This window comes from Cupriavidus sp. GW823-FHT07A04 (assembly GCF_058794615.1).
In genome coordinates this window covers 350,732-374,808 of record NZ_JBXAHA010000007.1, presented here as the reverse complement: position 1 = coordinate 374,808, position 24,077 = coordinate 350,732, and the positions used below count along the sequence as shown (strand labels likewise).

Here is a 24,077-nt window from a genome sequence, read left to right as displayed (position 1 = left end):
GCTCGCTTCGCATCGCGCTTGGGTGTTTCCCGCCCCTTCGGGCGGGAAACACGGCTACCACAGTTGGTTGATCTTGCGGCTGGTTGGCTCCCCTCTCCCACTTGTGGGAGAGGGGCCGGGGGAGAGGGCGGGCGTTCGCCGGGGCGATGGCTCCGCAAGTGCTTCAGGCCGCCCTGGCCAGCGGTGCTTTCATCTCGATGCCCATTTCCGCGAGCGTCTCGCCGATTGCCCCCACCACATTGCGCATCTCATTGGCGTCGATTGCGCCAATGCAGCCCACGCGGAAGGTTTCCACCTGCGTCAGCTTGCCGGGATAGAGGATGTAGCCACGCTCGCGCACCTTGGCGTAGAAGGTCTTGAAGTCGTAGCGGGCGTCGTCCGGCGCGTGGAAGGTGACGATGATGGGGGCCTGCACCTCGGGCGAGAGGAAGGGGCGGAAACCCAGTTCGGCCATGCCGCCCACCAGCGTCTGGTAGTTGGCGCGATAGCGTGCGCCGCGCACCGGCTGGCCGCCTTCTTCCAGGAACTGGTCGAGCGCGGCGCGGAAGGCGGCTACCACGTGCGTGGGCGGGGTGAAGCGCCACTGGGTGGTCTTCTGCATGTAGGTGTACTGGTCGTACAGGTCCAGCGCCAGCGAATGGCTGTTGCCCTGGCTGGCTTCCAGCACGCTCTTGTTCACCAGCACGAAGCCCATGCCCGGCACGCCTTCGATGCACTTGCCGGTGGCGGCCACCAGCGCGTCGAACGGCATAGTGCGCGCATCGATCTCCAGCGCACCGAAGGAGCTCATGGCATCGACGATCAGGCCCTTGCCAAGGCGCGCGCACAGTGCGGCGATCTCGGGCAGGGGGTTGAGCACGCCGGCGCCGGTTTCGCAGTGCACCTGCGCCACGTGGGTGATCGACGGATCGCGCAGCAGCGCGGCTTCGATCAGCGCGGCGGTGGCGGGCTGGTCTTCGGGGATCGGCAGTTCCACGCTGGCTCGTCCCAGCACCTTGCAGATCTTGAGGATGCGCTGGCAATAGGCGCCGTTCTGCGGCACCAGCACCTTGCCGTCGCGTGGCACCACGTTGGCGATGGCGGCTTCCACCGAGAAGGTGCCGCTGCCCTGCATGGGCACGCAGACGTGCGTATCCTGCCCGCGCACGATGGCGATCAGGTCGTCGCACAGGCTGCGCGTGATGGCGTTGAAGCTGCTGTCCCACGATCCCCAGTCGCGCAGCATGGCTTGCTTGGTGGCGAGCGAGGTGGTGAGGGGGCCGGGGGTCAGCAGGATGGGGTCGTTGCCGCGGATCATGGCGTGCTCCTGGATTGGGATCAGGGGAGTGGTTGACGATTTCCACGGATGCCAGCTTGGGGTGGGCTCCTTGTGGCATTTTAAGTGGTATTGTGTGTCAATTTGGTGAAATTGTTGCGATGATTTGTGGCATGTCGCGCCACCACCGCATCGCCTCATATTGACTATAAGTATTTGTTTTATAACGCTTATAAGACGAGAGGCTGGTTTTTTCCGGGATGTTCGCGTCATTCCGCTCTCCTCGCCGCCGCCTAGTTTGTTGACAATATACAAACTGCTTGCTTTAATGACAACCAGGATTTTCGATGTACCCGAATCAGGAGTCTTCATGTCACGGCCAGCCGCTCAGTCGAGCGATATCGCGATCCTGCAGAGCCAGTCGCTGACCACCCTGGTGCAGCGCGAGCTTGAAATGCGCATCGTGTCCGGCGGCCTGCTGCCCGGCGCCAGGCTCAATGAAATCGAACTCGCGGGCGAGTTCAATGTGTCGCGCGGCCCGCTGCGCGAAGCCTTCCGGGCGCTGGAGCAGGCCGGCCTGCTGCGCACCGAGAAAAACCGCGGCGTGTTCGTGCGCGCCATCTCCCTGGAAGAAGCCGACGAGATCTATGCGCTGCGCGCGGTGCTGGATGAGTACGTAGGCCGGCTGCTCGCCGCCAACATCACGGCGCAGGGCGTGCGTGAGCTGCGCGCGCTGATCGAGGCCATGAGCGCGGCCAGCACCGCGCGCGACCTCGACGAATACACCCGTCTTAACCTCACCCTGCATGACCGCATGGTGGAACTCGCCGGCAACCGCAAGCTGGTGGAAACCTACCGGCGCCTGGTCAAGGAACTCACCTTGTTCCGGCGCGAGGCGCTTTGCGCCGACAGCAACGCCATCCCCACCTCTACCCGCGAGCACCGCGAGATCGTGTCGGCCATCGCCGCGCGCGATGTCGAGCTGGCGGGCAGGCTGATGCGCGAGCACGTGGAATGCGGCCGCGCCCGCATGCATGCCGCCGTGGCGCCAGTGGATGGCGGCGCGGCAACCGATCAGCCCTGAAGCCTTTCCTTTCCCGCACAGGAACCCCGACATGTCGAACCCGAACCTTTCCAGCGTCGCCGCCCAGAGCATCACTGTCAATCAGCGCACCTACCAATGGATGAAACAGCCCGTGGTGGTGGTCTGCGTGGACGGATGTGAATTCGATTACCTGGAAGCCGCCGCCGCCAGCGGCCGCGCGCCGTACCTGAAACGGCTGCTGGCCGAGGGCGCGAGCTTTCGCGGGGCGTGCGTGGTGCCCACCTTCACCAACCCGAACAACTTGTCCATCGTGTGCGGCGCGCCGCCGGCGGTGCACGGCATCTGCGGCAACTACTTCTTCGATCGCAGCGCCAACGGTGGCCGCGGCGAGGAAGTGATGATGAACGACCCCAAGTACCTGCGCGCCGGCACCATCCTGGCCGCCTTTGCCGATGCTGGCGCCAGCGTGGCGGTGGTGACCGCCAAGGACAAGCTGCGCCGGCTGCTCGGCCATGGCATGCGCGGCATCTGCTTCTCCTCGGAGAAGGCCGACCAGGCCACGCTGGAGGACAACGGCATCGACAACGTGCTGGACCTTGTCGGCATGCCGGTGCCGAGCGTGTACAGCGCCGAGCTGTCCGAGTTTGTCTTTGCCGCCGGCGTGCGGCTGATGGAAACCCGCCGGCCGGACCTGATGTACCTGTCCACCACTGACTACATCCAGCACAAGTTCGCCCCCGGCTCGGACGGCGCCAATGCGTTCTACGCCATGATGGACAAGTACCTGGCGCAGCTCGACGCGCTCGGCTGCGTGCTGGCGCTGACCGCCGACCACGGCATGAACGCCAAGCACGACGACGCCACCAAGGCCCCCAACGTGATCTACCTGCAGGACCAGTTCGACAGCTGGCTCGGCCGTGGCGTGGAAGCTGGCGGCGCGCGCGTGATCCTGCCGATCACCGATCCCTATGTGGTGCACCACGGCGCGCTTGGCTCCTATGCCACCGTCTACCTGCCGGAAGATGTCGACCGCGTCGCGCTCAAGGGCAAGCTGGCGGCCCTGCCGGGTATCGAAAGCGTGCTCGACAACGCCGAAGCCTGCGCGCGATTCGAGCTGCCGCCGGACCGCGTGGGTGACCTGGTGATCGTCAGCGATAAGCACGTGGTGTTGGGCACCAGCCAGAGCCGCCACGACCTGTCGGGGCTGGACGCACCGCTGCGCTCCCACGGCGGCGTGTCGGAGCAGACCGTGCCGCTGGTGTTCAACCGCGCCACGGCGGGCATTCCCGGCAAGGCGCAGCTGCGCAACTTCGACATCTTCGACGTTGCGCTCAATCACCTGCACTGAGCGCTGCCCGATACGTATCCGTCCCGAACTCTTGACGCGAGAACCGACATGAACGCCCCCAAGTTTTCCACCGGCCAGGTCAGCCCGCATTTCCGCGCCGAAGCGCTGCGCATCGATGGCAAGAAGGTCATGCGCGAGCGCGTGATCGAAGTGTGCAACCCGTACGACGGCTCGCTGGTCGGGACCGTGCCGATGGCCAGCGTGGAAGACGTGCGCCAAGCGTTTGCCGTGGCGCGCGCCTACCGCTCCACGCTGACCCGCTTCGAGCGCGCCGCCATCCTCAACCGCGCCGCCGCGCTGCTGCGCGAGCGCGTGGAGGAGGCGTCCGACCTGATCACGCTGGAGTCCGGGCTGTGCAAGAAGGATTCGCTGTACGAGATCGGCCGCGTGGCCGATGTGCTTGGCTTTGCCGCCAATGAAACCCTGCGCGATGACGGCCAGCTGTTCTCGTGCGACCTGACCCCGCACGGCAAGAAGCGCCGCGTGATGACCCAGCGCTCGCCGTTCCTTGGCGTGATCTGCGCCATCACGCCGTTCAACCATCCGATGAACCAGGTCGCGCACAAGGTGGCGCCGTCCATCGCCACCAATAACCGCATGGTGCTCAAGCCCTCGGAGAAGGTGCCGCTGTCCGCCTACTACCTGGCCGATATCCTCTATGAAGCCGGCTTGCCGCAGCAGATGCTGCAGGTGGTCACGGGCGATCCGCGCGAGATCGCCGACGAACTGATCACCCACCCCTCGGTGGATCTGGTCACCTTCACCGGTGGCGTCGGCATCGGCAAGTACATCGCCAACAAGGCCGGCTACAAGCGCGTGGTGCTGGAGTTGGGCGGCAACGATCCGCTGATCGTGATGGACGATGCCGACCTGGAGCGCGCCACCGACCTGGCGGTGCAGGGCTCGTACAAGAACTCCGGGCAACGGTGCACGGCCGTCAAGCGCATGCTGGTGCACCAGGCCGTGGCGGACCGGTTTACCGAGCTGGTGGTGGAAAAGACCCGGGCATGGAAATACGGCGATCCCATGGACCGCACCATGGACATGGGCACCGTGATCGACGCCGAAGCCGCCGCGCTGTTCGAGTCCCGCGTGAAAGAAGCCGTTGCGCAGGGCGCCCGCCTGGTGCTCGGCAACCACCGCGACGGCGCGCGCTATTCGCCCACCGTGATCGATCGCGTGGATCCCGCGATGACGGTGGTGCGGGAGGAAACCTTCGGCCCGGTTTCGCCCATCATTACCTTCCGCGATATCGATGACGCCATCCGGATTTCCAACGGCACCGCGTTTGGATTGTCCTCGGGTGTATGCACTAATCGGATGGACGACTTTGCGCGCTTTGCCGATGAGTTGCAGGTGGGAACGGTCAACCTGTGGGAAGTGCCGGGCTATCGTATCGAGCTGACGCCGTTTGGCGGGATCAAGGATTCGGGGCTTGGGTATAAGGAAGGGGTGCAGGAGGCGATCAAGAGTTTTACTAATCTGAAGTCGATTACGATGCCATGGGGATAGGGGATAGGGGATAGGGGATAGGGGATAGGGGATAGGGGATAGGGGGTAGGGGGTAAGGGGTAAGGGGTAAGGGGGCGGCGTTGGTTTTTGGACCCAAAAGCCATACGACATCCCCCTGCGGGGGCTGCCGGTCACTCTTCTTTGCGTCGGCAAAGAAGACTAACGAGAAGAAAGCCGACCCTGCCGGGGGCAGAGCAATCGGGCTTATGTGGGCGGTGGTTACGTCGTACGGCCCGGAGCGTTGGCTGGCCTTTGCCATGCCGGCTTGAAGGGCATCGCACTTGCATGACCCATGGGTTACGTGGTGAGGCCCCTGACCTCGTGTGCGGTGACCATTCCCACATCTGCCGTTCGCGGGGCGAAGTGCTGCGCCGTTTCGGGTGTGGCTGGTTTCGTGGTTTTGTCTCGGAGGACGAGCGCCGTGAGTGTGGTTAGGCCCCCGGTAGCAGATATCACTTGCTTCAAGCCGTCTTTCGCTCGCGCAGTGGCCGGCCACGAAGTTGCAGGCGCACCGGTTGCGTCGTGGGCGCGGTGGCACCGGGTTGATATGCCCCAGACCCTGACCACCGCGCCTGCCCCACCACGAAACCGTTGACGGGCGATGTGTCGTGGTGCTTCGCGCCGGTAACGGCAGATTGGCGAACGGGCAAGGATTCCGCTACCGGGGGCCGCACCACGCATCCCAGGCAATAGCAGATTCGCGGCCCATCAATCTGGTACCGGCAGATGCCAGCAGAACTGTGGCTGTACGACGAAACCAACACCCCTAGCACCCGCGATTGCTCTGCGCCCGGCAGGGTCGGCTTTCTTCTCGTTAGTCTTCTTTGCCGACGCAAAGAAGAGTGACCGGCAGCCCCCGCAGGGGGATGTCGTATGGCCCTTGGGTCCAAAAACCAACGCCGCTAAAAGAAACAACGACCAACCCCGCAGGGGGATCTTCGGCCGGCTTGGCCGATGCGAGCAGAGTCTCCACATTGACTCCGGTTTCTGTTCGAGAGCACGGAGGGTGCCCTAATTTTCGTCACCTTGAAAGGGGGCTAAGTGGTCATCAAGGCATGGTGAGCGATAGGGGCAGCGTCACCGCGTCGTTGCTGAACTGGCCGACGAAATAACCTCTTGACGCTTCTCACGGATGCACCAGCCGAGCTGGCCAGCCGATCCCATGCGCCATGGACCATCAGCAAGGTACCGGGCCGGTGTGATTGAGCTGGCGATAGGCAAATTGCAGACTCCAGGGCGCGTAAACGTAGTGCAGCGCTCGCCCCACGGCTGTGCCAGCGGCTTGCGGGCGGCCCTCATCGCGCACCTTATCGCCCAACTCCAGCGTGACAAGGACCAATAGCGCTGCCTTGACGTCGGAGTAACGGTCGCGTGGCAAGAGCCTGGCTGCAATGTTCTGGGCGATGTCTTGCTTTTGCGGCGGCAGGCTTGCCAGGGATGCGGTGGCCAGCGCGCAGTATCCGCTGCCCTTCGAGGCAAGCTGCCACAACTGCCATTTTCTTGGGGAATTCATCTTCATCTTCATTTGAGAGTCCTTATGTCTTCAGGTCGTTGTCAGCGGGGGCGGCGGGGCAGACTGAACCGAAACCGGTTGACGCTACGGATACGAGAACGTAATCGTGCTCCGCGGGCTAACCGTGCCTGGCTTGATGGTCGGTTCGGTCTTCACATATTTTGCAACCAGGGGAATGTTGAGGTTGCCCCGCCGACGCCGACGAGCGGCCGACATGCCATGGGTTGGTGTTTCCCTTCGCCGCCGAATCCGAACCGAGCCCCAGCGGCGTCGTTTCGCCCGAGCGGAACATTTGAATGCCCACGCCGGCAGCGGTGGAATTGCCGGCCAACGTCAGTGCATTGCTGATATTGGCCGGATTCGAGGCGTCCGTGAGTGTCGCGTACAGCCCCACATTGCCATCGCAATTCACCCCAATGGAGAAGGGTGCCGATGCATCCGACACCGCGCCGACCGCCTTCAGGCTATGTGATAGCAAGGTGGGCAACACGATGGCATTGGTCGCTCCGGATGTCACCTTGATCGACCCTGGGGCTGAAAGATGGATGCTATTTTCGGTGCGCCGCTTACCGTCTGCATCCCGCGGCCTTACGACGGCCATAGCCCGAAGCGGAATGGTGCAAATACCGGCGACAAGGCGTCCTGAAGCAACTAGGATATCGAGAATGCAGGTCGTTTAGAATAGGACGAGTACTAAAATGCGTGCCGTCGACGAGGATACGCTTCGTCGTTGGCGTATCGAGGGCAGGTCGATGCCGCGGTCGGGCAAGGCGCCCTCGATCGATGGGTTCTCAAGTGACCGTTTCAAAATGAAGCGAAGCGGTTCTGGCTACTGGCTAGGCGTGCGGCCGCAGACAGTACAAGTGAATCGGCCAAGGCCGCGCAACGACGCCAGAATTTTTTTTGAAATGGCCACTAATACGGTGGCCTAGCGAACTGGGGCAAGAGCCGGCCGGCCTCAATGGGGGAGTCGACAAGCTCCGCAGCGATCGAATCCGGTGACACCACTGGAATCCGGCTGGAGAACCAGCGGTCCGCCACCGTGGTCTTCCCCGAGCCATTGGGGCCGGCAATCACCCATAGCTGCGGCGCGGATCAGATCGCCCGCACGACCGTAATCGTCCCGTCGAGGTCGACGCGTGCCAGCTCTTCGCTTCCATCGGGGTTCTTCTTGACGATAAACCCGGGGTATTTGGGATCGGCGTAGTAGACCGGCCGGCCCTTGTCGAGGTGCTCGCGCGCAGCGGTCTCGCCATGGGTGGCAATGGCTTGTTCGAATTCCGCCGAGGCGCGGAATACCTCGCTATCCGGCTTGATCGCGCTCTGCCGCATTTCGGCTCCTTCGCGCGTAAGCGCGTATTGAATAGCGCCATTTTGGCAAACTGCGGATGCTATCGCCGCGTGGCAGGCAACGTGATCCATCGGGCATGTGAAGATCTGCTCCGCGCGCCGATTTGTGCAATCGCAATCCCTTGCCACTGGATCCACCTGGCGCTGTTGGCGCGGCAGGAATCCTTCGGGGCTTGGTGAGAAGGACGGAGTTCAGGAAGTCGATCACGCTCGACACGTTAGAATCCACCTTTGTTTTTCCTACGCAGCGGAGTCCACGTGCTGGCTGAACAGCGGCAAAAATTCATCCTCGACCAGCTCGCCGCCAGCGGCGCGCTGGCCATCAGCGAGCTGGTCACCGAGCTGGATGTCTCGCGCGAGACCATCCGGCGCGACCTCAACGCGTTGGCGGCGCGCGGCCTGCTGATTCTCACGCACGGCGGCGCGCTCACGCCCGAGCGGGCCGAGCCGGACACCCAGACCCGCGCCGCGGTCAATGCCGAGGGCAAGCGCGCCATCGGCATGCGCGCGGCGGAGCTGGTGCCCGATGGCGCCTCGCTGATCATCGACTACGGCACTACCACCCGCACCGTGGCGCAGGCGCTGCATGGCCATCACAACCTGCTGGTCTATACCAATGACTTCGCCATCGCGCTGCTGCTGGGGCGGCGCAACGGCAATCGGGTGGTGATGCTCGGTGGCGAGCTGCAGGACAACGAGGACGCCACCCACGGCTGGGACACCATCGAGCAACTGTCGCGCTACCACACGGACTTTGCCTTTATCGGCACCGGCGGCATTACCGCCGACGGTCAGATGAGCGATTTCTCGCGTGCTGCCGCCGAGTTGCGCAGCTGCATGCTGCAAGCGGCGAGCGTGGCCTGCGTGGTGGCGGACCACACCAAGTTTGGCCGTAATGCCGGGGTGCTGGTGAAGCATTTCGAGAAGGCGTCTTACGTGATTTCCGATATGGCGCCTGAGCCCGAGCTGGCCGCTGCGCTCAAGGAGCGCGGGCCGGTGTTGCGCATCGCCTGAGGGCGGCAAAGGCGGGTTCAGCCGAGGCTGGGCGCAAAAGCCAGGGCTGTCGTTTTCAACGCGTCCAGCGCGATAGGGGCATGGGGAAAGCACCTGCGGCGGCGGCGCCCCGCGATGTCATAGTCAATGCCATGGCCATCCACGCCAAGCACGCGTACGCCGTCCGGCGCGGCGAGAGACAGCGCTTGCACGATCCCGGCCTCGATGCCTGGCGGCACCTGCGGCAAGGCATCCCACGCCGATTGCCCGATCCAGCCCATCCGGCCGACGCCGGCGATAAATCGTATAGCGCTCGGGCGGATGCGGAAGAACTGGAAATCCAGCGCCAGCAATGGCTCGGTGGCCGGCGCATAGCGCAGGTAACGCGCCAGCTCGTCGGCATTCGGCTCGATGCGGGCCGCATCGCCCGCCAGCGTCAGGCGCGGGGCGTTCTGCACGTCCGCGGCGCCGGGCTGCAGCACCGACAGGCTCACTCTCGCATCGGCAAGGAGGTTTCGCGTGTGCTCGGCCAGTGTGCTGACGCAGATCACGGGCGCGCTGGCCGCGTCGGTCACGAACGGCACCACGGTGGCGTAGGGGTAGCCGGGCAGGGCGCAAGCGTGCGTGGCCAGGGTGCCGTAGGCCGCTTCGTGGAGCAGGCTGACAACTTGATCGATCGGGACTTCCACGTTCTTTGCCCCCTTGTCTGTGCGCGATCCGAGCATTGTACGGCGTGCTCAGGCCCGCCTTCGAGGCCGCCAGTCTCCGCTCGGTGGCCGCTGATCGCACAAAAATACAGGCAGGCGGCCTTTATATGTCTGCTGGTCAAAGGGGTTGTGCCTGTCTTGCCACCTACGTCAAATGCTAAGCTTCGCCCTTGGCGATACATTCAATCCCGATCTTGAATGTATTGACATGACCCGGCGGCCGTTGCCGCATTGCCGCCGGGCTCGCCGCAGTTGCGCCGCCCCTGATCATCCGGGCAGCGCCGTGGCATCCCTCGGCACGCCTGCCGGACAGGTATCCGCGGCGGCCGTCTTCTGCCAAGCACCAGCACATCGAAACAAAGAGACACTTGTGACATCTGCCTCCCTTGAAACATTCCTGGCCGGCGTTGCCCGGCGCGACCCCGACCAGCCCGAATTCCTCCAGGCCGTGAAGGAAGTCATGATGACGCTCTGGCCCTTCGTCGAGCAGCATCCGCGCTACGGCGAACAGGCCTTGCTGGAGCGGCTGGTGGAACCCGAGCGCGTGATCCAGTTCCGCGTGGCATGGACCGACGACCGCGGCCAGGTGCAGGTCAACCGGGGCTTCCGCGTGCAGCACAGCTCCGCCATCGGCCCCTACAAGGGCGGCATGCGCCTGCATCCCACGGTCAATCTCTCGGTATTGAAGTTCCTGGGCTTCGAGCAGACGCTGAAGAATGCGCTGACCACGCTGCCCATGGGCGGCGGCAAGGGCGGCTCGGACTTCGATCCCAAGGGCAAGTCCGACGGCGAGGTGATGCGCTTTTGCCAGGCCCTGATGACCGAGCTCTACCGCCACCTCGGCCCGGACACCGACGTGCCCGCCGGCGACATCGGCGTGGGCGCGCGGGAAGTCGGTTTCATGGCCGGCATGATGAAAAAGCTGTCCAACAGCTCCGCCAGTGTCTTCACCGGCAAGGGCATGGCCTTCGGGGGCAGCCTGATGCGGCCCGAAGCCACCGGCTACGGCACGGTGTATTTCGCGCAGGAGATGCTGCACCGCCGGGGGCGCGATTTCAGCGGCCTGCGCGTGCTGCTGTCCGGCTCGGGCAACGTGGCCCAGTATGCCGCCGAGAAAGCGATCGAACTGGGCGCCAAGGTGCTCACGGTCTCTGACTCCGGTGGCGTGCTGCATTACCCCAAGGGCATGAACAGCGAACAATTGACGGCCTTGATGGCTTTCAAGAACGAGGCGCGCGGCCGCCTGGGGGATTTCGCCGCCGAGCAGGACCTGCACTTCGAAGCCGGCCGCACGCCCTGGCACGTGCCGGCGGACGTGGCGCTGCCGTGCGCCACGCAAAACGAGCTGGACGGCGATGACGCCGAACGCTTGCTGGCCAACGGCGTGTTCTGCGTGGCCGAAGGCGCCAACATGCCTTCCACGCTGGACGCCGTGGACCGCTTCCTGGCCGCGCGCATCCTCTACGCGCCGGGCAAGGCCAGCAATGCCGGCGGTGTCGCCACCTCGGGGCTGGAAATGTCGCAGAACGCCATGCGCATGTCCTGGCACCATGCCGAGGTCGACGAGAAGCTGCACGCGATCATGAAGGACATCCACGGCAACTGCATCCACTACGGCCAGAAGGCCGACGGGTTCATCAACTACGTCGAGGGTGCGAACGTGGCCGGGTTTGTGAAGGTTGCGGACGCGATGTTGGCGCAGGGCGTGGTTTGATAGCGGGCTCATAGCGGGCCCAGGCACGTTGGCCGGCACCTTGGTTTTCTGACCAGGCCGCCGGCGGCATAGCAGCATAGCGGGAGGGCGGCGACGCCATCCCGCTATTTTTTTAAGCATTTGTCGGCCACGAAGCTGTCGGGCGTTGTTTGCCGTCGACACTCCGGCGATTGCGTGGGAGTACCGGATAGCAGATATGGAGATTGTGTCAGATCCCCTCGTTAGAGGGGTGTTAATTCTCCGGCCCGCGCGGGTGCCCGATTTGCGGGAAAGCGCCTTGCCGCGCGCCAATATTCTGTAATACAAGTCCGCTGAAAATCCCTGCGGCGGCCCCAATCTTGCCCGTCTGTCATATGTACGAGCGCCATGTCCATCGCATAGACTACCGGCTTAAAACATAAAAACAGCGGTGAATCGGGTGTCTTCCAACCAATTCCACTTCATCTCAGGCTTACCCCGGTCAGGGTCAACCTTACTGTCCGCGCTACTGCTGCAGAATCCCCGGTTCCACGCCGGGATGACGAGTCCGGTGGGGACGCTGTTCAATGCCGTGCTGGCGCAATGCAGTGCCGGCAGCGAATTCGGGCCCGTGATCGCCCAGGACCAGCGCCGCCGGCTGCTGCGTGGCCTGTTCGATAGCTATTACGCGGACAAGGCCGGCAAAGGCGTGGTGTTCGACACCAATCGCAACTGGTGCGCACGCATGCCCGCGCTGCAGGATCTGTTTCCCAATGCCAAGGTGATTGCCTGCGTGCGCAATGTTGCCTGGGTCATGGACAGCCTTGAGCGTTTGTATCGCGCCAATCCGTATGAAAACACCAAGCTGTTTTCCGATGACGCCGAACGCAGCACCGTCTATAGCCGGGTCGATACCCTGGCGCAGCGCAATCGCCTGGTTGGCTTTGCATGGGCCGCGCTCAAGGAAGCCTATTACGGCGAGAACGCCGGTTCCCTGTTGCTGGTCGACTACGACTTGCTCAGCCAGGCGCCCGACAAGGTAATGCGCCTGGTATATGACTTTATCGGCGAGCCGTGGTTTGCGCACGATTTCAATAACGTGCAATACGACGCGCCAGAGTTCGATCAGGCGTTGGGCGTGTCCGGCTTGCACCAGGTGAAATCCAAGGTGGCAAAGCAAGCACGGCGCAGCATCCTGCCGCCGGACCTGTTCGAGAAGTACGCTGCGCTGTCGTTCTGGGAGGACGGCAGCAAAAGCGCGGCCAATGTCATCCGCGCAAAGCTCGAATAGCGCAACTAGCACGATTGGCGCGTTTAGTTCGACGAACAAGGGCTGGCACTCGCTGGCCGATTGCAGAAAACCGACCAGAAAATTGCAGCCCGCCGCGCGCCTCCTGAGCCGTGCCCGGCGCGGATGCGCGAGGAGAGCGATATGTGGTGGACCCGGAAGCAGAAGGTAGAGGGCGCGGTTGCAATCCCGGCCCGGCCCGCAAAGCGGTCCAGCCCGCTCTCCTCGTCGCTGATCATGGCGCTGGAGCCCCGCATCATGTTCGACGGCGCCGCTGTCGCCACGGCGGCCGCGGCGGCCCACCCGGCAGCGGATAGCCATGGCGCGCCGGCGGACAGCCACGCAGCGGATAGCCACCCCACGGATAGCCATGTGGCACCGGCCGCAGCGCCAGCCACTGCCCAGCCTGCGGACGCCGCCGGCCATGCTCCCGCGCCGGCCGAAGCCGGTGCCCCGTCCTCGCCGGCTCCGGCGCCGTCCGGGCACAACGTGCTGTTCGTGGATAGCCGGGTGGAGGACAGCGCGAGCCTGCTGGCCGGTGTCGCGCCCGGCACGGAAATCGTCTACCTGAACCGCAACGCGGACGGCCTGGCCCAGATGGCCGATTACCTGTCGGCCCACCCTGGCGCCAAGTCCGTCCAGATCATCGCGCACGGCGAGGCTGGCGACCTGTGGCTTGGCAATACCTACCTGTCCGGCGACAACGTTGGCAACTACGCCAGCAGCCTGGCCAGGATCGGCAGCGGCATCCAGAGCGGTGGCGACATCCTGATCTATGCCTGCAGTACCGCGCAAGGCGCGGCCGGCCTGTCGTTCGTCGACTCGCTGGCGGCGCTGACGGGCCGCGATATTGCCGCCTCGGACAACCGCACCGGCGCGGGCAGCGACTGGAACCTGGAAATCACCACCGGCCAGATCGAAGCCACCTCGGTGCTGTCGGCCAGCGCGGAATCCGCCTATGCGCACGACCTGGCGCTGATCACCGTGACGAGCACCGCAGATGCCGGTGCCGGTACTTTGCGCAGCGCGATCGCCTCGGCGCAGGCGGGTGACACCATCACCTTCAGCACCAGCATGACGATCAACCTGTCGACCATCACGTCGGGCAATTCGCTGCTGGTGATCAACAAGAACCTCACCATCGATGGCGACATCAATCACGATGGCGTTGCCGATGTCACGCTCGATGGGCACTACAACGGCCGTGTGCTGGAAATCACCTCCGGCTCAACCGTCGGGCTGGAGGGGCTGGTAATCGAGCATGGTCTGGTTTCTGGGACGGGCGGGGCCGGCGGGGTGGCCGCAACCGCCGCGAAAGGTGGTGGCATCTACAACGCCGGGACGCTGACTCTGACGGATGTCACCGTCACGGCCAATGCGGCTGCCGGTGGCGGCGGTGGCGGTGGTGTGGCCGCCCCCTATGTCGGCGGCGCTGTTGGCGGCGGCGGCGGCGGCGGTGGCGGCATGTCCGGCGTTGGCGGTGGAGCGGGGGGCGCGGCTGGCTTCGGAACAGGTGTCTATGCCGGTACGTCAGGCCATACCGGCGTTGGCGGCAACGGCGGCGGTTACAACCCGAGCTACATGGGTGGCCATGGCGGCGCTACCACTGGCGGTGCGGGGGGCATCGGCGCTGCAAACTATTCGAGCGGCGGCAACGGCGGGACTGCCAACAATGGCACCATCTCGATCGGCGGCGGCGGCGGCGGCAGCGGCTGGGATGCCACCGGCGCCGCCGGTGGCGGCGCGGCGGGCGGCATCTTCAACGCGACGGGCGCAACCCTCAACGTGGTTGGCAACTCGATCATCAGCAACAACCTGGGCGCAGGCGGCGGCGGTGGCGGCGGGGGCGGCTTGGGCGGGAGCGCCTCAAACGGCGGTGCCGGTGGCCTGGGCGTGGGCGCCATATGGAACCAGGGCACCGTGCACGTCACGGCTTCGGCCTATGCGGCGATAACCGGCAACGCGGGCGGAAGCGGGGCGGGTGGCCCGGCACTCGGCGGAGGGCTTACCGGTATCAGCCCAACGGCCGTTGGCAAGATCTACAACGACACCGGCGGTATTCTCGACAAGACCTACATCCCGAACGCCGCACCCATCGCCACCACGAGCGGCGGCACGACCGCATTCACCGAAGGCAACAACGTTGCCGGCACGCCGGTGGTGGTCGATGGCGGCGTCACGTTCAGCGATGTGGACAACACCACGTTCGCCAGCGGCAAGGTGGCGATTACCGGCAATTTCCACAGCGGCGAAGACGTGCTGGCCTTTACCAGCAACCCCGCCACCATGGGCAATATCTCGGCGAGCTACAACAGCGCGACCGGGGTGATGACCCTGACCTCGTCCGGTGCGACCGCCACGACGGCCCAGTGGCAAGCGGCGCTGCGCTCGGTCACGTACACCGATAGCTCGGACACGCCGAACACCAGCAACCGCACCATCACCTTTACCGTCAATGACGGCACGTCCGATAGCAATGCCGCGGCCAAGACGGTCAGTGTTGCCGCGGTCGACGATTCGCCCATTGCAACGGCCAGCGGCGGCACCACCGCGTTCACCGAGGGCAACAACGTCACCAGCACGCCGGTTGCCATCGATGGCGGCTTCACGGTCAGCGATGCGGACAACACCACGCTCGCCAGCGCTACCGTTGCCATTACCGGCAACTTCCACGGCGGTGAAGACGTGCTGGCCTTCACCAACAACCCCGCCACCATGGGCAATATCTCGGCGAGCTACAACAGCGCGACCGGGGTGATGACCCTGACCTCGTCGGGCGCGAGCGCCACGACGGCGCAGTGGCAAGCGGCGCTGCGCTCGGTCACGTACACCGATAGCTCGGACACGCCGAACACCGCCAGCCGCACCATCAGCTTCACCGTCAATGACGGCACGGCCGATAGCAATACGGTCACCAAGACGGTCAGCGTTGCCGCGGTCGATGACACGCCGGTGGCGACCACCAGCGGTGGCACCACCGCGTTCACCGAGGGCAACAACGTCGCGAGCACGCCGGTTGCCATCGACAGCGGATTGACGCTCAGCGACCTGGACAACACCACGCTCGCCAGCGCCACCGTGTCGATTACCGGCAATTTCCATGCCGCCGAGGATGTGCTGGCGTTCACCAACGACGGCGCCACCATGGGCAATATCACGGCGAGCTATAACCTCGGGACCGGGGTGATGACCCTGACGTCGTCCGGCGCGAGCGCCACGACGGCACAGTGGCAAGCGGCGCTACGATCCGTCACGTACACGGATACGTCGGACCTGCCGAATACCAGCAACCGCACCATCAGCTTTACCGTCAATGACGGCACGGCCAATGGCAATACGGCGACCAAGGTCGTTACCGTCGCGGCTGTCGACGACTCGCCCATTGCCACTGGTTCCGGCGGTACCACCGCGTTCACCGAAGGCAACAACGTTGCCAGCACGCCGGTTGTGATCGATAGCGGCATGACGCTGAGCGACCTGGACAACACCACGCTCGCCAGCGGCAGGGTGGCGATTACCGGCAACTTCCACATCGGCGAAGATGTACTGGCGTTTATCAATACCAGCGCGAGCACCTACGGCAATATCACGGCGAGCTACAACAGCGCGACCGGGGTGATGACCCTGACCTCGTCCGGTGCGACCGCCACGCTTGCTCAATGGCAATCGGCGCTGAGCGCCGTGACCTACGTCGATGCCTCGGACACGCCGAACACCAGCAGCCGCACCATCAGCTTCACCGTCAATGACGGCACGGCGGATAGCAATACGGTCACCAAGACGGTCAGCGTGACCGCGGTTGACGACACGCCCATTGCAACGGCCAGCGGCGGCACCACCGCGTTCACCGAGGGCAACAACGTCACCAGCACGCCGGTTGCCATCGATGGCGGCTTCACGGTCAGCGATGTGGACAACACCACGCTCGCCAGCGCTACCGTTGCCATTACCGGCAACTTCCACGGCGGTGAAGACGTGCTGGCCTTCACCAACAACCCCGCCACCATGGGCAATATCTCGGCGAGCTACAACAGTGCGACCGGGGTGATGACCCTGACCTCGTCGGGCGCGAGCGCCACGACGGCGCAGTGGCAAGCGGCGCTGCGCTCGGTCACCTACACCGATAGCTCGGACACGCCGAACACCAGCAACCGCACCATCAGCTTCACCGTCAACGACGGCACGGCCGATAGCAATACGGTCACCAAGACGGTCAGCGTTACCGCGGTCGACGATACGCCGGTGGCTACCACCAGCGGTGGCACCACCGCGTTCACCGAGGGCAACAACGTCGCGAGCACGCCGGTTGCCATCGACAGCGGATTGACGCTCAGCGACCTGGACAACACCACGCTCGCCAGCGCCACCGTGTCGATTACCGGCAATTTCCATGCCGCCGAGGATGTGCTGGCGTTCACCAACGACGGCGCCACCATGGGCAATATCACGGCGAGCTACAACCTGGGGACCGGGGTGATGACCTTGACGTCGTCCGGCGCGAGCGCCACGACGGCACAGTGGCAAGCGGCGCTGCGATCCGTCACGTACACGGATACGTCGGACCTGCCGAATGCCAGCAACCGCACCATCAGCTTCACGGTCAACGATGGCACGACCGACAGTGCCGCCGCCACCAAGCTTGTCAGCGTGGATGCCGTCAATGACACCCCGGTCAACGCCGTTCCAGCGGCCCAGAGTGTCGATCAGAACAGCGCGCTGACATTCAGCGCCGGCAATGGCAACCTGATCTCGGTCAGCGATGTCGATTCCGGCGGCGGCGTCGAACAAGTAACGCTGACGGCAACCAACGGCGTGATCACGCTCTCCGGCACGTCGGGCCTGAGCTTTCTGACCGGCTCCGGTGTGGGTGACGCCACCATGACATTCACGGGGACACTGGCGGACATCAACGCCGCGCTGAATGGCCTTGTCTATACGCCTACGCCTGGTTATCACGGCGCAGGCAGCATCCAGATCACCACGAACGACCAAGGGCTGACGGGTTCCGGCGGCGCCAAGACGGCTACCGATACGATCGCGATCACCGTCAACAGCATCAATCCCGTCGTCACCAACGTCGATGCCCTCACCGCCAACGGCACTTACAAGGTTGGCGATACGGTCAGCGTGGTGGTGACGTTCGACCAGGCGGTGACCGTCGACACCACGGGCGGCACGCCGACCCTGCTGCTGGAAACCGGCGCGGTGGACCGCAATGCCACCTACATCTCGGGCTCCGGCACCAATACGCTCACGTTCCGCTATACCGTGCAGGCCGGCGACAGCAGCGCCGATCTCGATGTGGCATCGTCAGCCGCGCTGGCGTTGAACGGCGGCGTGATTACCAACACCAGCAGCGATGCCGCGGTACTGACGCTGCCCGCCGTGGGCGGCGCCCATTCGATGGGCGGCCAGCATGACATCGTGGTCGATGGCATTGCGCCGACCGTGGCCACCGTCAGCGTGCCGGCCAACGGCACTTACATCGCCGGCCAGAACCTCGATTTTACCGTCAACTACAGCGAGGCCGTGGTGGTCGACACCACCGGCGGCACACCGCGCATCGCCGTGACGCTGGACACTGGCGGCACGGTCTACGCCAGCTACGTGTCCGGCTCCGGCACCAGCGCCCTGACATTCCGCCTGACCGTGGCGAGCGGCCAGCTCGACAGCAATGGCGTGGCCGTTGCCTCCGCGCTGGATCTCCACGGCGGCACGGTGCGCGATGTCGCGGGCAACGATGCGGTGACCGCGCTGAACAGTGTGGCTTCCACCACCGGGGTACTGGTCGATGCGGTGGCGCCGTCGGCGGTAGCGGTCATCGACGCGGACCCCACGCCGACCGCGGGCAACGCCGTCCACTTCACGGTGACCTTCAGCGAGAACGTCACCGGCGTGGATGTGAGCGATTTCGTCTTGTCGGGCACCGGCACGGCCACTGGCCAGGTCGCCTCGGTGATGCAGGTCGATGGGCATACCTATAGCGTGGTGGTGAACAACGTGACCGGCGACGGCCAGCTGGGCCTGGACCTGAAGGCCAGCGGCACCGGCATTGCCGATGTGGCAGGCAACGCCATTGCCGGCGGCCTGGCCGGCCAGCGCTACGTGGTCGACCACACCGCCCCGGTGGTGCTCGGCGTGAGCGCGCCGGCCGGTGGCGACTACAACGCTGGCAAGGTGCTTGATTTCACGGTGAGCCTGTCCGAGAACACGGTGATCGATACCACCAGGGGCACGCCGCGCCTGGCGCTCGATGTCGGTGGCCAGACGGTCTACGCCGATTACGTGTCCGGGAGCGGGACCACCGCGCTGACCTTCCGCTACATCGTTGCGGCTGGCCAGAACGACGCCAATGGCATCACCGTGACCGCCTTGCAGGCCAACGGTGGCACGATGCGCGACAGCGCCGGCAATGCGATCGATGTGTCCCTGCACGGCGTGGCGGATACGCGTGCCGTGACGGTGGACACCACGCCGCCCACGGCTGTGGGCATTGCGCGCGTGGATGCATCGCCCACCTCGGGCCGCGCGGTGAGCTATACGGTGACGTTCGCCGAAGGCGTCACCGGCGTGGATGCGGCCGACTTCGTGCTGACCCGGACCGGCTCCGCAACGGGCGTCATCAGCGGCGTCACCCAGGTCGATGCGCGGACCTATACCGTGCTTGTCACCGGTCTCGGCGGCTCGGGGCAGATTGGCCTGACGCTCAATGCAAGCGGCACGGGCATTGCCGATGGCGCGGGCAATGCGCTCGCTGCAGGCGCGAGCGGCGATCCGTACGAGGTGCGCTCGACGGTCCATCTGACGACGCAACCCGCGCCAGCTCCGGCGCCCGTGCCGGGGCCGGCACCGCTGGCGCCAGCCCAGTCGGCGCCTCTGATCACGCTGACCGCGCTTGACTCGGCGCCTGGCGTCGACGCGCCGACGCTCAACCCGGCCGGCAACGGCACCGGCTTCAGTGCCGACGCCGTTGGCCGGAACCCGTTCAATGCGGATCCGCTTTCAGCGGGCAGCCTGAGCTATGCGCTGCAGGCGCCGGAAGGGCGCATGAATCTGGTCGACGTTGGTGGCGCCGGCAGCATTGGCCTGCAAGCCATGCCGGAGATCGGCAGTTTCTCGGCACGGGCGGGCGAGGTGGTCAGCATCGCGCTGCCGGCGTCCCTGTTCCGCGCGAGCGACCGCGAAGCCACGGTGACGGTGGAAGTGCGCCTGGCCAACGGGCGCCCGCTGCCGCCGTGGCTCAAGTTCGATCCGGTGACCGGCACGCTGGCCGGCAAGCCGCCGCAAGGCATGAACCAGCAACTCCAGATCGAAGTCACCGCACGGGACAGCAAGGGCAATCGCGCCAGCAGCCACCTGGACCTGAACGTGAAAGCGTCGGCCGACTCGCGTGCGGGCCTGGAGCACGCCGACACGCTCGCACAGGGCGACGGCAGCCATGCCGATCCGTTGGCCGGCCTCCTGCAAGCCGCCACGGCGCAGCCAGCCGGCAAGCCGGCGCTGGCGGTGCAGTTCGATCAGTTTGGCCGGCCCGCGCAACAGGCCGCCAATGCGGCGTTGCTGCGCCACCTGCAAATGAGCCGGCAGCCGCAAGCGCCAGCACCAGCACAACCGGAGCGGGCCTAGGCCGATAGCGAATCACGCCATGAATCCAAATAAAACGCAGCAACCCCGGAAAGAGGAAAATCCGTTGTCGAACGCTATCTCTCGCCTTGTCCAACCTGGACCCAAACGGCTGGTTTCCGTGTTGGCCGCCACCGCGATGCTGGGTGGCTGTGCCATTCAGCCCGTCGCCACCACCCTGGCCGAGCGCCAGGCCGAACTGCCTGACCAACGCCAGGCGATGTTCCAGAACCAGGAGGCGCTGGCCGGCCCGGTTACGCTCGAGGAGGCCATGGCGCGCGCGCTGAAGTACAACCTCGACGGCAGGCTCAAACTGATGGAAGAAGCCATGGCGCAGCGCCAGCTCGACCTGTCGCGCTGGGACATGCTGCCCCGCCTGACGGCCGACGCCGGTTACGCCTGGCGCAGCAACGAACTCGCCTCGTCCTCCAGGGACGTGGTCACCGGGCAGCAGTCCCTGGTGCCGTCGACCTCGTCCGAGCGTTCGCACTATAACGGCGACCTGAACCTGTCGTGGAACGTGCTGGACTTCGGCGTCAGCTACTACACCGCGCGCCAGCAGGCCGACCGCGTGCTGGTAATGAGCGAGCGCCGCCGCAAGGTGGTTCACCTGATGATGCAGCAGGTCAGGCAAGCCTACTGGCAAGCCGTGGGCGCGCAGCAGCTCGAAGCCAAGGTGGAACCCATCCTCAAGCTGACGCAAGCGGCGCTGGACGACTCCCAGCGCATCGAGAAGGAGAGGCTGCAGTCGCCGCTGGAAACGCTGAACTACCAGCGTCAGCTGCTCGACATCCTGCGCCAGCTCGAAGCCGTGCGCGACGAGCTTGCGCAAGCCAAGCCGCGCCTGGCCTCGATCATGAACGTGCCGCCGGGCGATGACTACACGCTGGCCGCGCCAACGGGCTTCAGCCTGCCCAAGCTACCGGTGGCCGCCGACAAGATGGAAGAAACCGCCCTCGTCAACCGGCCGGAACTGGTCGAGGCGGGCTACAACGAGCGCATTGGCCTGGATGAAACCAAGAAGGCCCTCGCCAAGCTGCTGCCGGGCGTGACCTTCCAGCTGGGCGCGAACTTCGACACCGACAACTTCCTGGTGAACAATGCCTGGAACAACATCGGCCTGCGCATGAGCTGGAACCTGCTCAACCTGCTCAACGCCGGCAACATCCGTGCCGCCGCCGATGCGCAGTATGAAGTCGCCAAGCAGCAGCGCCTGGCGCTGAACATGGCGGTGCTGACGCAGGTGCACGTGGCATATCGTGGTTACATTGGCTACAAGCGCGCCTTCGAGTTGTCCGGCAAGATGAACGACGTCGATCAGCGCATCCTGACGCATACGCAGAATGCCACCCGTTCCGATGCGACCGGCAAGCTGGCCGAGATTCGTGCGGGCGCCAGCGCGGTGATGTCCGAGCTGCGGCTGTATCAAGCCTACGGCGCGCTGCAGAATGCCTCTGGCCAGATGATGGCCACCCTGGGCCTGGACCCGTTGCCGACCGCGGTTGGCGGCTATGACCTGCCGACCTTGCGCGCGGCCATCGCCGAGCACGAGAAAACCCTGGTCGAGCCGCCCAAGCAGGCGCAGTAACCAGGCAATCGAGCAATCGAGCAATCGAGCAAGCCATTCATCCCGTAATCCAGTTTTACCGTCACTCCGTAATGAAACGCTTTGCATTAAACGCCGCTGCCTTGCTGCCGCTGCTGCTGGCGGCAGCAGCGGCCGATGCCGCACCCGTGGCCACGCCCACCACGTTTGCCGGCGCCGACAAGGATGGCCGTATCCGGACCCAGCTGGCAGCGCGCGAATTCGCCACTATCTCCAGCGAGATCAACGCCAAGATCGACCGCCTGCCGTTGCGGGACGGCGACAGCTTCCGCGCCGGCCAGACGCTGGTCTCGTTTGACTGCGCGCTGTTCAGCGCGCAGCTGCGCAAGGCCGAAGCCTCCGCCGAGGCCGCGCAGCAGGTGCTTGCCGTCAACAAGCGCCTGGCGGAACTGAACTCGGTCGGCAAGCTGGAGATCGAGCAGGCGCAAGCCAAGGCCAAGGAATCGGCCGCGGAGGCTGCCTATATGCGCTCCACCGTCAGCAAGTGCAGCATCGCGGCGCCTTTCTCGGGCCGCGTGACAAAGCGCCTGGCGATGGCGCACGAGTTTGTCACGCCGGGCAAGCCGCTGCTTGAGATTGTCGATTCCAGCGATCTCGAGCTGCAGATGATCGTGCCGTCCAGGTGGCTGGCGCGCATCAAGCCCGGCACGCCGTTCACGGTCCTGGTCGATGAACTCAACCAGTCGTTCCCGGCCAAGGTCAGCCGCATCGGCGCCAGGATCGACCCGGTGAGCCAGGCGATTTCCATCACCGGCAAGATCGACGGCAGCCAGGCCTCCTTGCTGCCGGGCATGAGCGGCTGGGCGAGTTTCCCGGACAAATGACGCAAGGCGCCGATGCACCAACGGCGGTTGCCCCGCTGCTTGCACTGCTGCAGTTGGAGCGCCGCGCGCGGGAAGCGCAAAGCGTGGAGGCGCTCGGGTTTGTGATGGCCAACGAGACGCTCAGCCTCGTGCCCTACCGGCAGGCGGCGGTCTGGCTGGAGAGCGGCCTGGGCCAGGTCTCGGCCGTATCCGGCTTGCCGCAGGTCGACCCCAACGCGCCTTATCTGCAATGGCTGACCCAGCTCTGCCGCGGGCTGGCTCATGCGCACGCCGATACCACGCCCGTCGATGCCGGTGCCGCGCCAGCTAAAGCCAGCGCGGACTGGGCGGACTGGCTGCCGGCGCACGCCCTGTGGCTGCCGCTCAAAGACCAGCTCGGCCGGCGCGACGGCGCGTTGCTGCTCGCGCGCGAAGCGCCGTTTACCGAGCACGAGCTGGCGGTGCTGGCCGAAGTCACGCATGCCTATGGCCACGCGCTGGCGGCGTTCCGGCCCGCGCAGCCGCTGGGCCAGCGGCTCAAGGCCATGCTGCGGCCGGGGAGAACCCGCCGCCGGGTCCTGCTCGGCCTGCTGGTGGTCTGCCTGATTCCCATGCGGCTCACCGTGCTGGCGCCGGCCGAGGTGTCCGCGCGGGATCCGTTCCTGGTGCGCGCGCCGCTCGATGGCGTGATCGAACGCGTGTACGTCCAGCCGAACCAGCCGGTGCCGCAAGGCGCGCCGCTGTTCAGCCTGGATACAGTGGCGCTGCAGACCCGCCGCGCCGTGGCCGAGCGCGCTTACGATACGGCGCAGGAGACGTACCGCCAGTCGGCGCAGATGGCGGTGACCGACGACGAGAGCCGCCTCAAGATGGCCCAGACCCGTGGTGAGCTGGACCAGAAGGCACTGGAACTCGACTACACCGCCAGGCAGCTGGCGCGCGTGCAGGTCAAGGCCGAGCGCGAGGGCGTGGCCGTTTTCGGCGATGTGAACGACTGGCAGGGCAAGGCCGTCACCATTGGCGAGAAGGTTTTGCTGCTGGCCGATCCGGCCAAGGTGGAACTCACCGCGCAGATGCCGGTGGCGGAGCAGGTCAGCATCCAGGCCGGCGACACAATCACTTTTTACCCGGACGCCAACCCGACCCAGGCGTTCGATGCCCGCATCATCAGCGTGTCCTACGCCGCGGCCGAAACCGATGGCGGCGTGCTGGCCTACCGCGTGCGCGCGAGCTTTGCCGCCAAGGACCTGCCGCGGCTAGGCCTGCGCGGCACCGCGCGGCTGTCGGCCGGCTGGGTTCCTTTTCTCTATCATGCGCTGCGCCGTCCGTTGACGGTGGCGCGCCAGTGGATAGGCCTCTAAC

Annotated in this window: 15 protein-coding genes; 10 read left to right on the top strand and 5 right to left on the bottom strand. The window is 65.3% G+C overall.

Annotated features, from left to right (window positions below; translation table 11 throughout):
- Positions 1-163 precede the first annotated feature (163 nt).
- Entirely contained in the window at positions 164-1,297 is a 1,134-nt protein-coding gene (locus tag AC1Q7Q_RS15010; protein WP_492376799.1) for a 2-aminoethylphosphonate--pyruvate transaminase, read from the bottom strand.
- A gap of 328 nt (positions 1,298-1,625) precedes the next feature.
- Here AC1Q7Q_RS15010 and AC1Q7Q_RS15005 point away from each other — a divergent pair, with 328 nt between their 5' ends.
- The 3 genes from AC1Q7Q_RS15005 to phnY are packed head-to-tail and all read left to right on the top strand — an operon-like array spanning position 1,626 to position 5,160.
- Positions 1,626-2,339, top strand: coding sequence for a phosphonate utilization associated transcriptional regulator (locus AC1Q7Q_RS15005; RefSeq protein WP_492376800.1), 714 nt, complete (start codon positions 1,626-1,628; stop codon positions 2,337-2,339).
- A 31-nt stretch (positions 2,340-2,370) separates the two neighbouring features.
- A complete protein-coding gene (phnA, locus tag AC1Q7Q_RS15000) occupies positions 2,371-3,648 on the top strand; it encodes a phosphonoacetate hydrolase (protein WP_492376801.1) in 1,278 nt (425 codons plus the stop codon).
- Between the two features lie 48 nt (positions 3,649-3,696).
- Positions 3,697-5,160: a phosphonoacetaldehyde dehydrogenase gene (gene phnY, locus AC1Q7Q_RS14995; RefSeq protein WP_492376802.1), complete on the top strand. Its 1,464-nt coding sequence runs from the start codon at positions 3,697-3,699 to the stop codon at positions 5,158-5,160.
- 1,177 nt (positions 5,161-6,337) lie between these two features.
- On the opposite strand, the gene AC1Q7Q_RS14990 is transcribed toward phnY, so the two are convergent.
- The 3 genes from AC1Q7Q_RS14990 to AC1Q7Q_RS14980 all read right to left on the bottom strand — a co-directional run bounded on the left by AC1Q7Q_RS14990 (position 6,338) and on the right by AC1Q7Q_RS14980 (position 8,005).
- Complete coding sequence (locus AC1Q7Q_RS14990; protein ID WP_492376683.1) at positions 6,338-6,685, bottom strand: hypothetical protein; 348 nt, start codon at positions 6,683-6,685, stop codon at positions 6,338-6,340.
- Positions 6,686-6,791: 106 nt separating this feature from the next.
- Complete coding sequence (locus tag AC1Q7Q_RS14985) at positions 6,792-7,190, bottom strand: fimbrial protein (protein ID WP_492387182.1); 399 nt, start codon at positions 7,188-7,190, stop codon at positions 6,792-6,794.
- Between the two features lie 578 nt (positions 7,191-7,768).
- Complete coding sequence (locus AC1Q7Q_RS14980; RefSeq protein ID WP_492376685.1) at positions 7,769-8,005, bottom strand: hypothetical protein; 237 nt, start codon at positions 8,003-8,005, stop codon at positions 7,769-7,771.
- A gap of 276 nt (positions 8,006-8,281) precedes the next feature.
- On the opposite strand from AC1Q7Q_RS14980, the gene AC1Q7Q_RS14975 reads away from it, so the two are divergent.
- Positions 8,282-9,037 carry a DeoR/GlpR family DNA-binding transcription regulator gene (locus AC1Q7Q_RS14975; RefSeq protein WP_492376686.1) on the top strand — a complete coding sequence of 252 codons (756 nt, stop codon included), beginning with the start codon at positions 8,282-8,284 and terminating at the stop codon, positions 9,035-9,037.
- 17 nt (positions 9,038-9,054) lie between these two features.
- Here the strand turns inward: AC1Q7Q_RS14975 and AC1Q7Q_RS14970 are convergent, their stop codons facing one another.
- On the bottom strand, positions 9,055-9,705 hold the full coding sequence (locus AC1Q7Q_RS14970) for a HugZ family pyridoxamine 5'-phosphate oxidase (protein WP_492376687.1): 651 nt from the start codon (positions 9,703-9,705) through the stop codon (positions 9,055-9,057).
- Between the two features lie 388 nt (positions 9,706-10,093).
- Between AC1Q7Q_RS14970 and gdhA the strand changes: the two genes are divergently transcribed.
- From gdhA to AC1Q7Q_RS14940, 6 genes are all read left to right on the top strand, one after another.
- Positions 10,094-11,437: an NADP-specific glutamate dehydrogenase gene (gene gdhA / locus AC1Q7Q_RS14965; RefSeq protein ID WP_416050706.1), complete on the top strand. Its 1,344-nt coding sequence runs from the start codon at positions 10,094-10,096 to the stop codon at positions 11,435-11,437.
- A 409-nt stretch (positions 11,438-11,846) separates the two neighbouring features.
- A complete protein-coding gene (locus tag AC1Q7Q_RS14960; protein ID WP_492387181.1) occupies positions 11,847-12,686 on the top strand; it encodes a sulfotransferase family protein in 840 nt (279 codons plus the stop codon).
- A 141-nt stretch (positions 12,687-12,827) separates the two neighbouring features.
- Positions 12,828-20,309 carry a DUF4347 domain-containing protein gene (locus AC1Q7Q_RS14955; protein ID WP_492387180.1) on the top strand — a complete coding sequence of 2,494 codons (7,482 nt, stop codon included), beginning with the start codon at positions 12,828-12,830 and terminating at the stop codon, positions 20,307-20,309.
- 118 nt (positions 20,310-20,427) lie between these two features.
- Positions 20,428-21,894 (top strand): TolC family protein, encoded by a 1,467-nt coding sequence (locus AC1Q7Q_RS14950; protein ID WP_367651515.1) that lies wholly within the window; start codon positions 20,428-20,430, stop codon positions 21,892-21,894.
- A 71-nt stretch (positions 21,895-21,965) separates the two neighbouring features.
- Positions 21,966-22,736 carry an efflux RND transporter periplasmic adaptor subunit gene (locus AC1Q7Q_RS14945; protein WP_492376246.1) on the top strand — a complete coding sequence of 257 codons (771 nt, stop codon included), beginning with the start codon at positions 21,966-21,968 and terminating at the stop codon, positions 22,734-22,736.
- On the top strand, positions 22,733-24,076 hold the full coding sequence (locus AC1Q7Q_RS14940) for an efflux RND transporter periplasmic adaptor subunit (RefSeq protein ID WP_492376247.1): 1,344 nt from the start codon (positions 22,733-22,735) through the stop codon (positions 24,074-24,076). The genes AC1Q7Q_RS14945 and AC1Q7Q_RS14940 overlap by 4 nt, the downstream gene beginning before the upstream one ends.
- Position 24,077 lies beyond the last annotated feature (1 nt).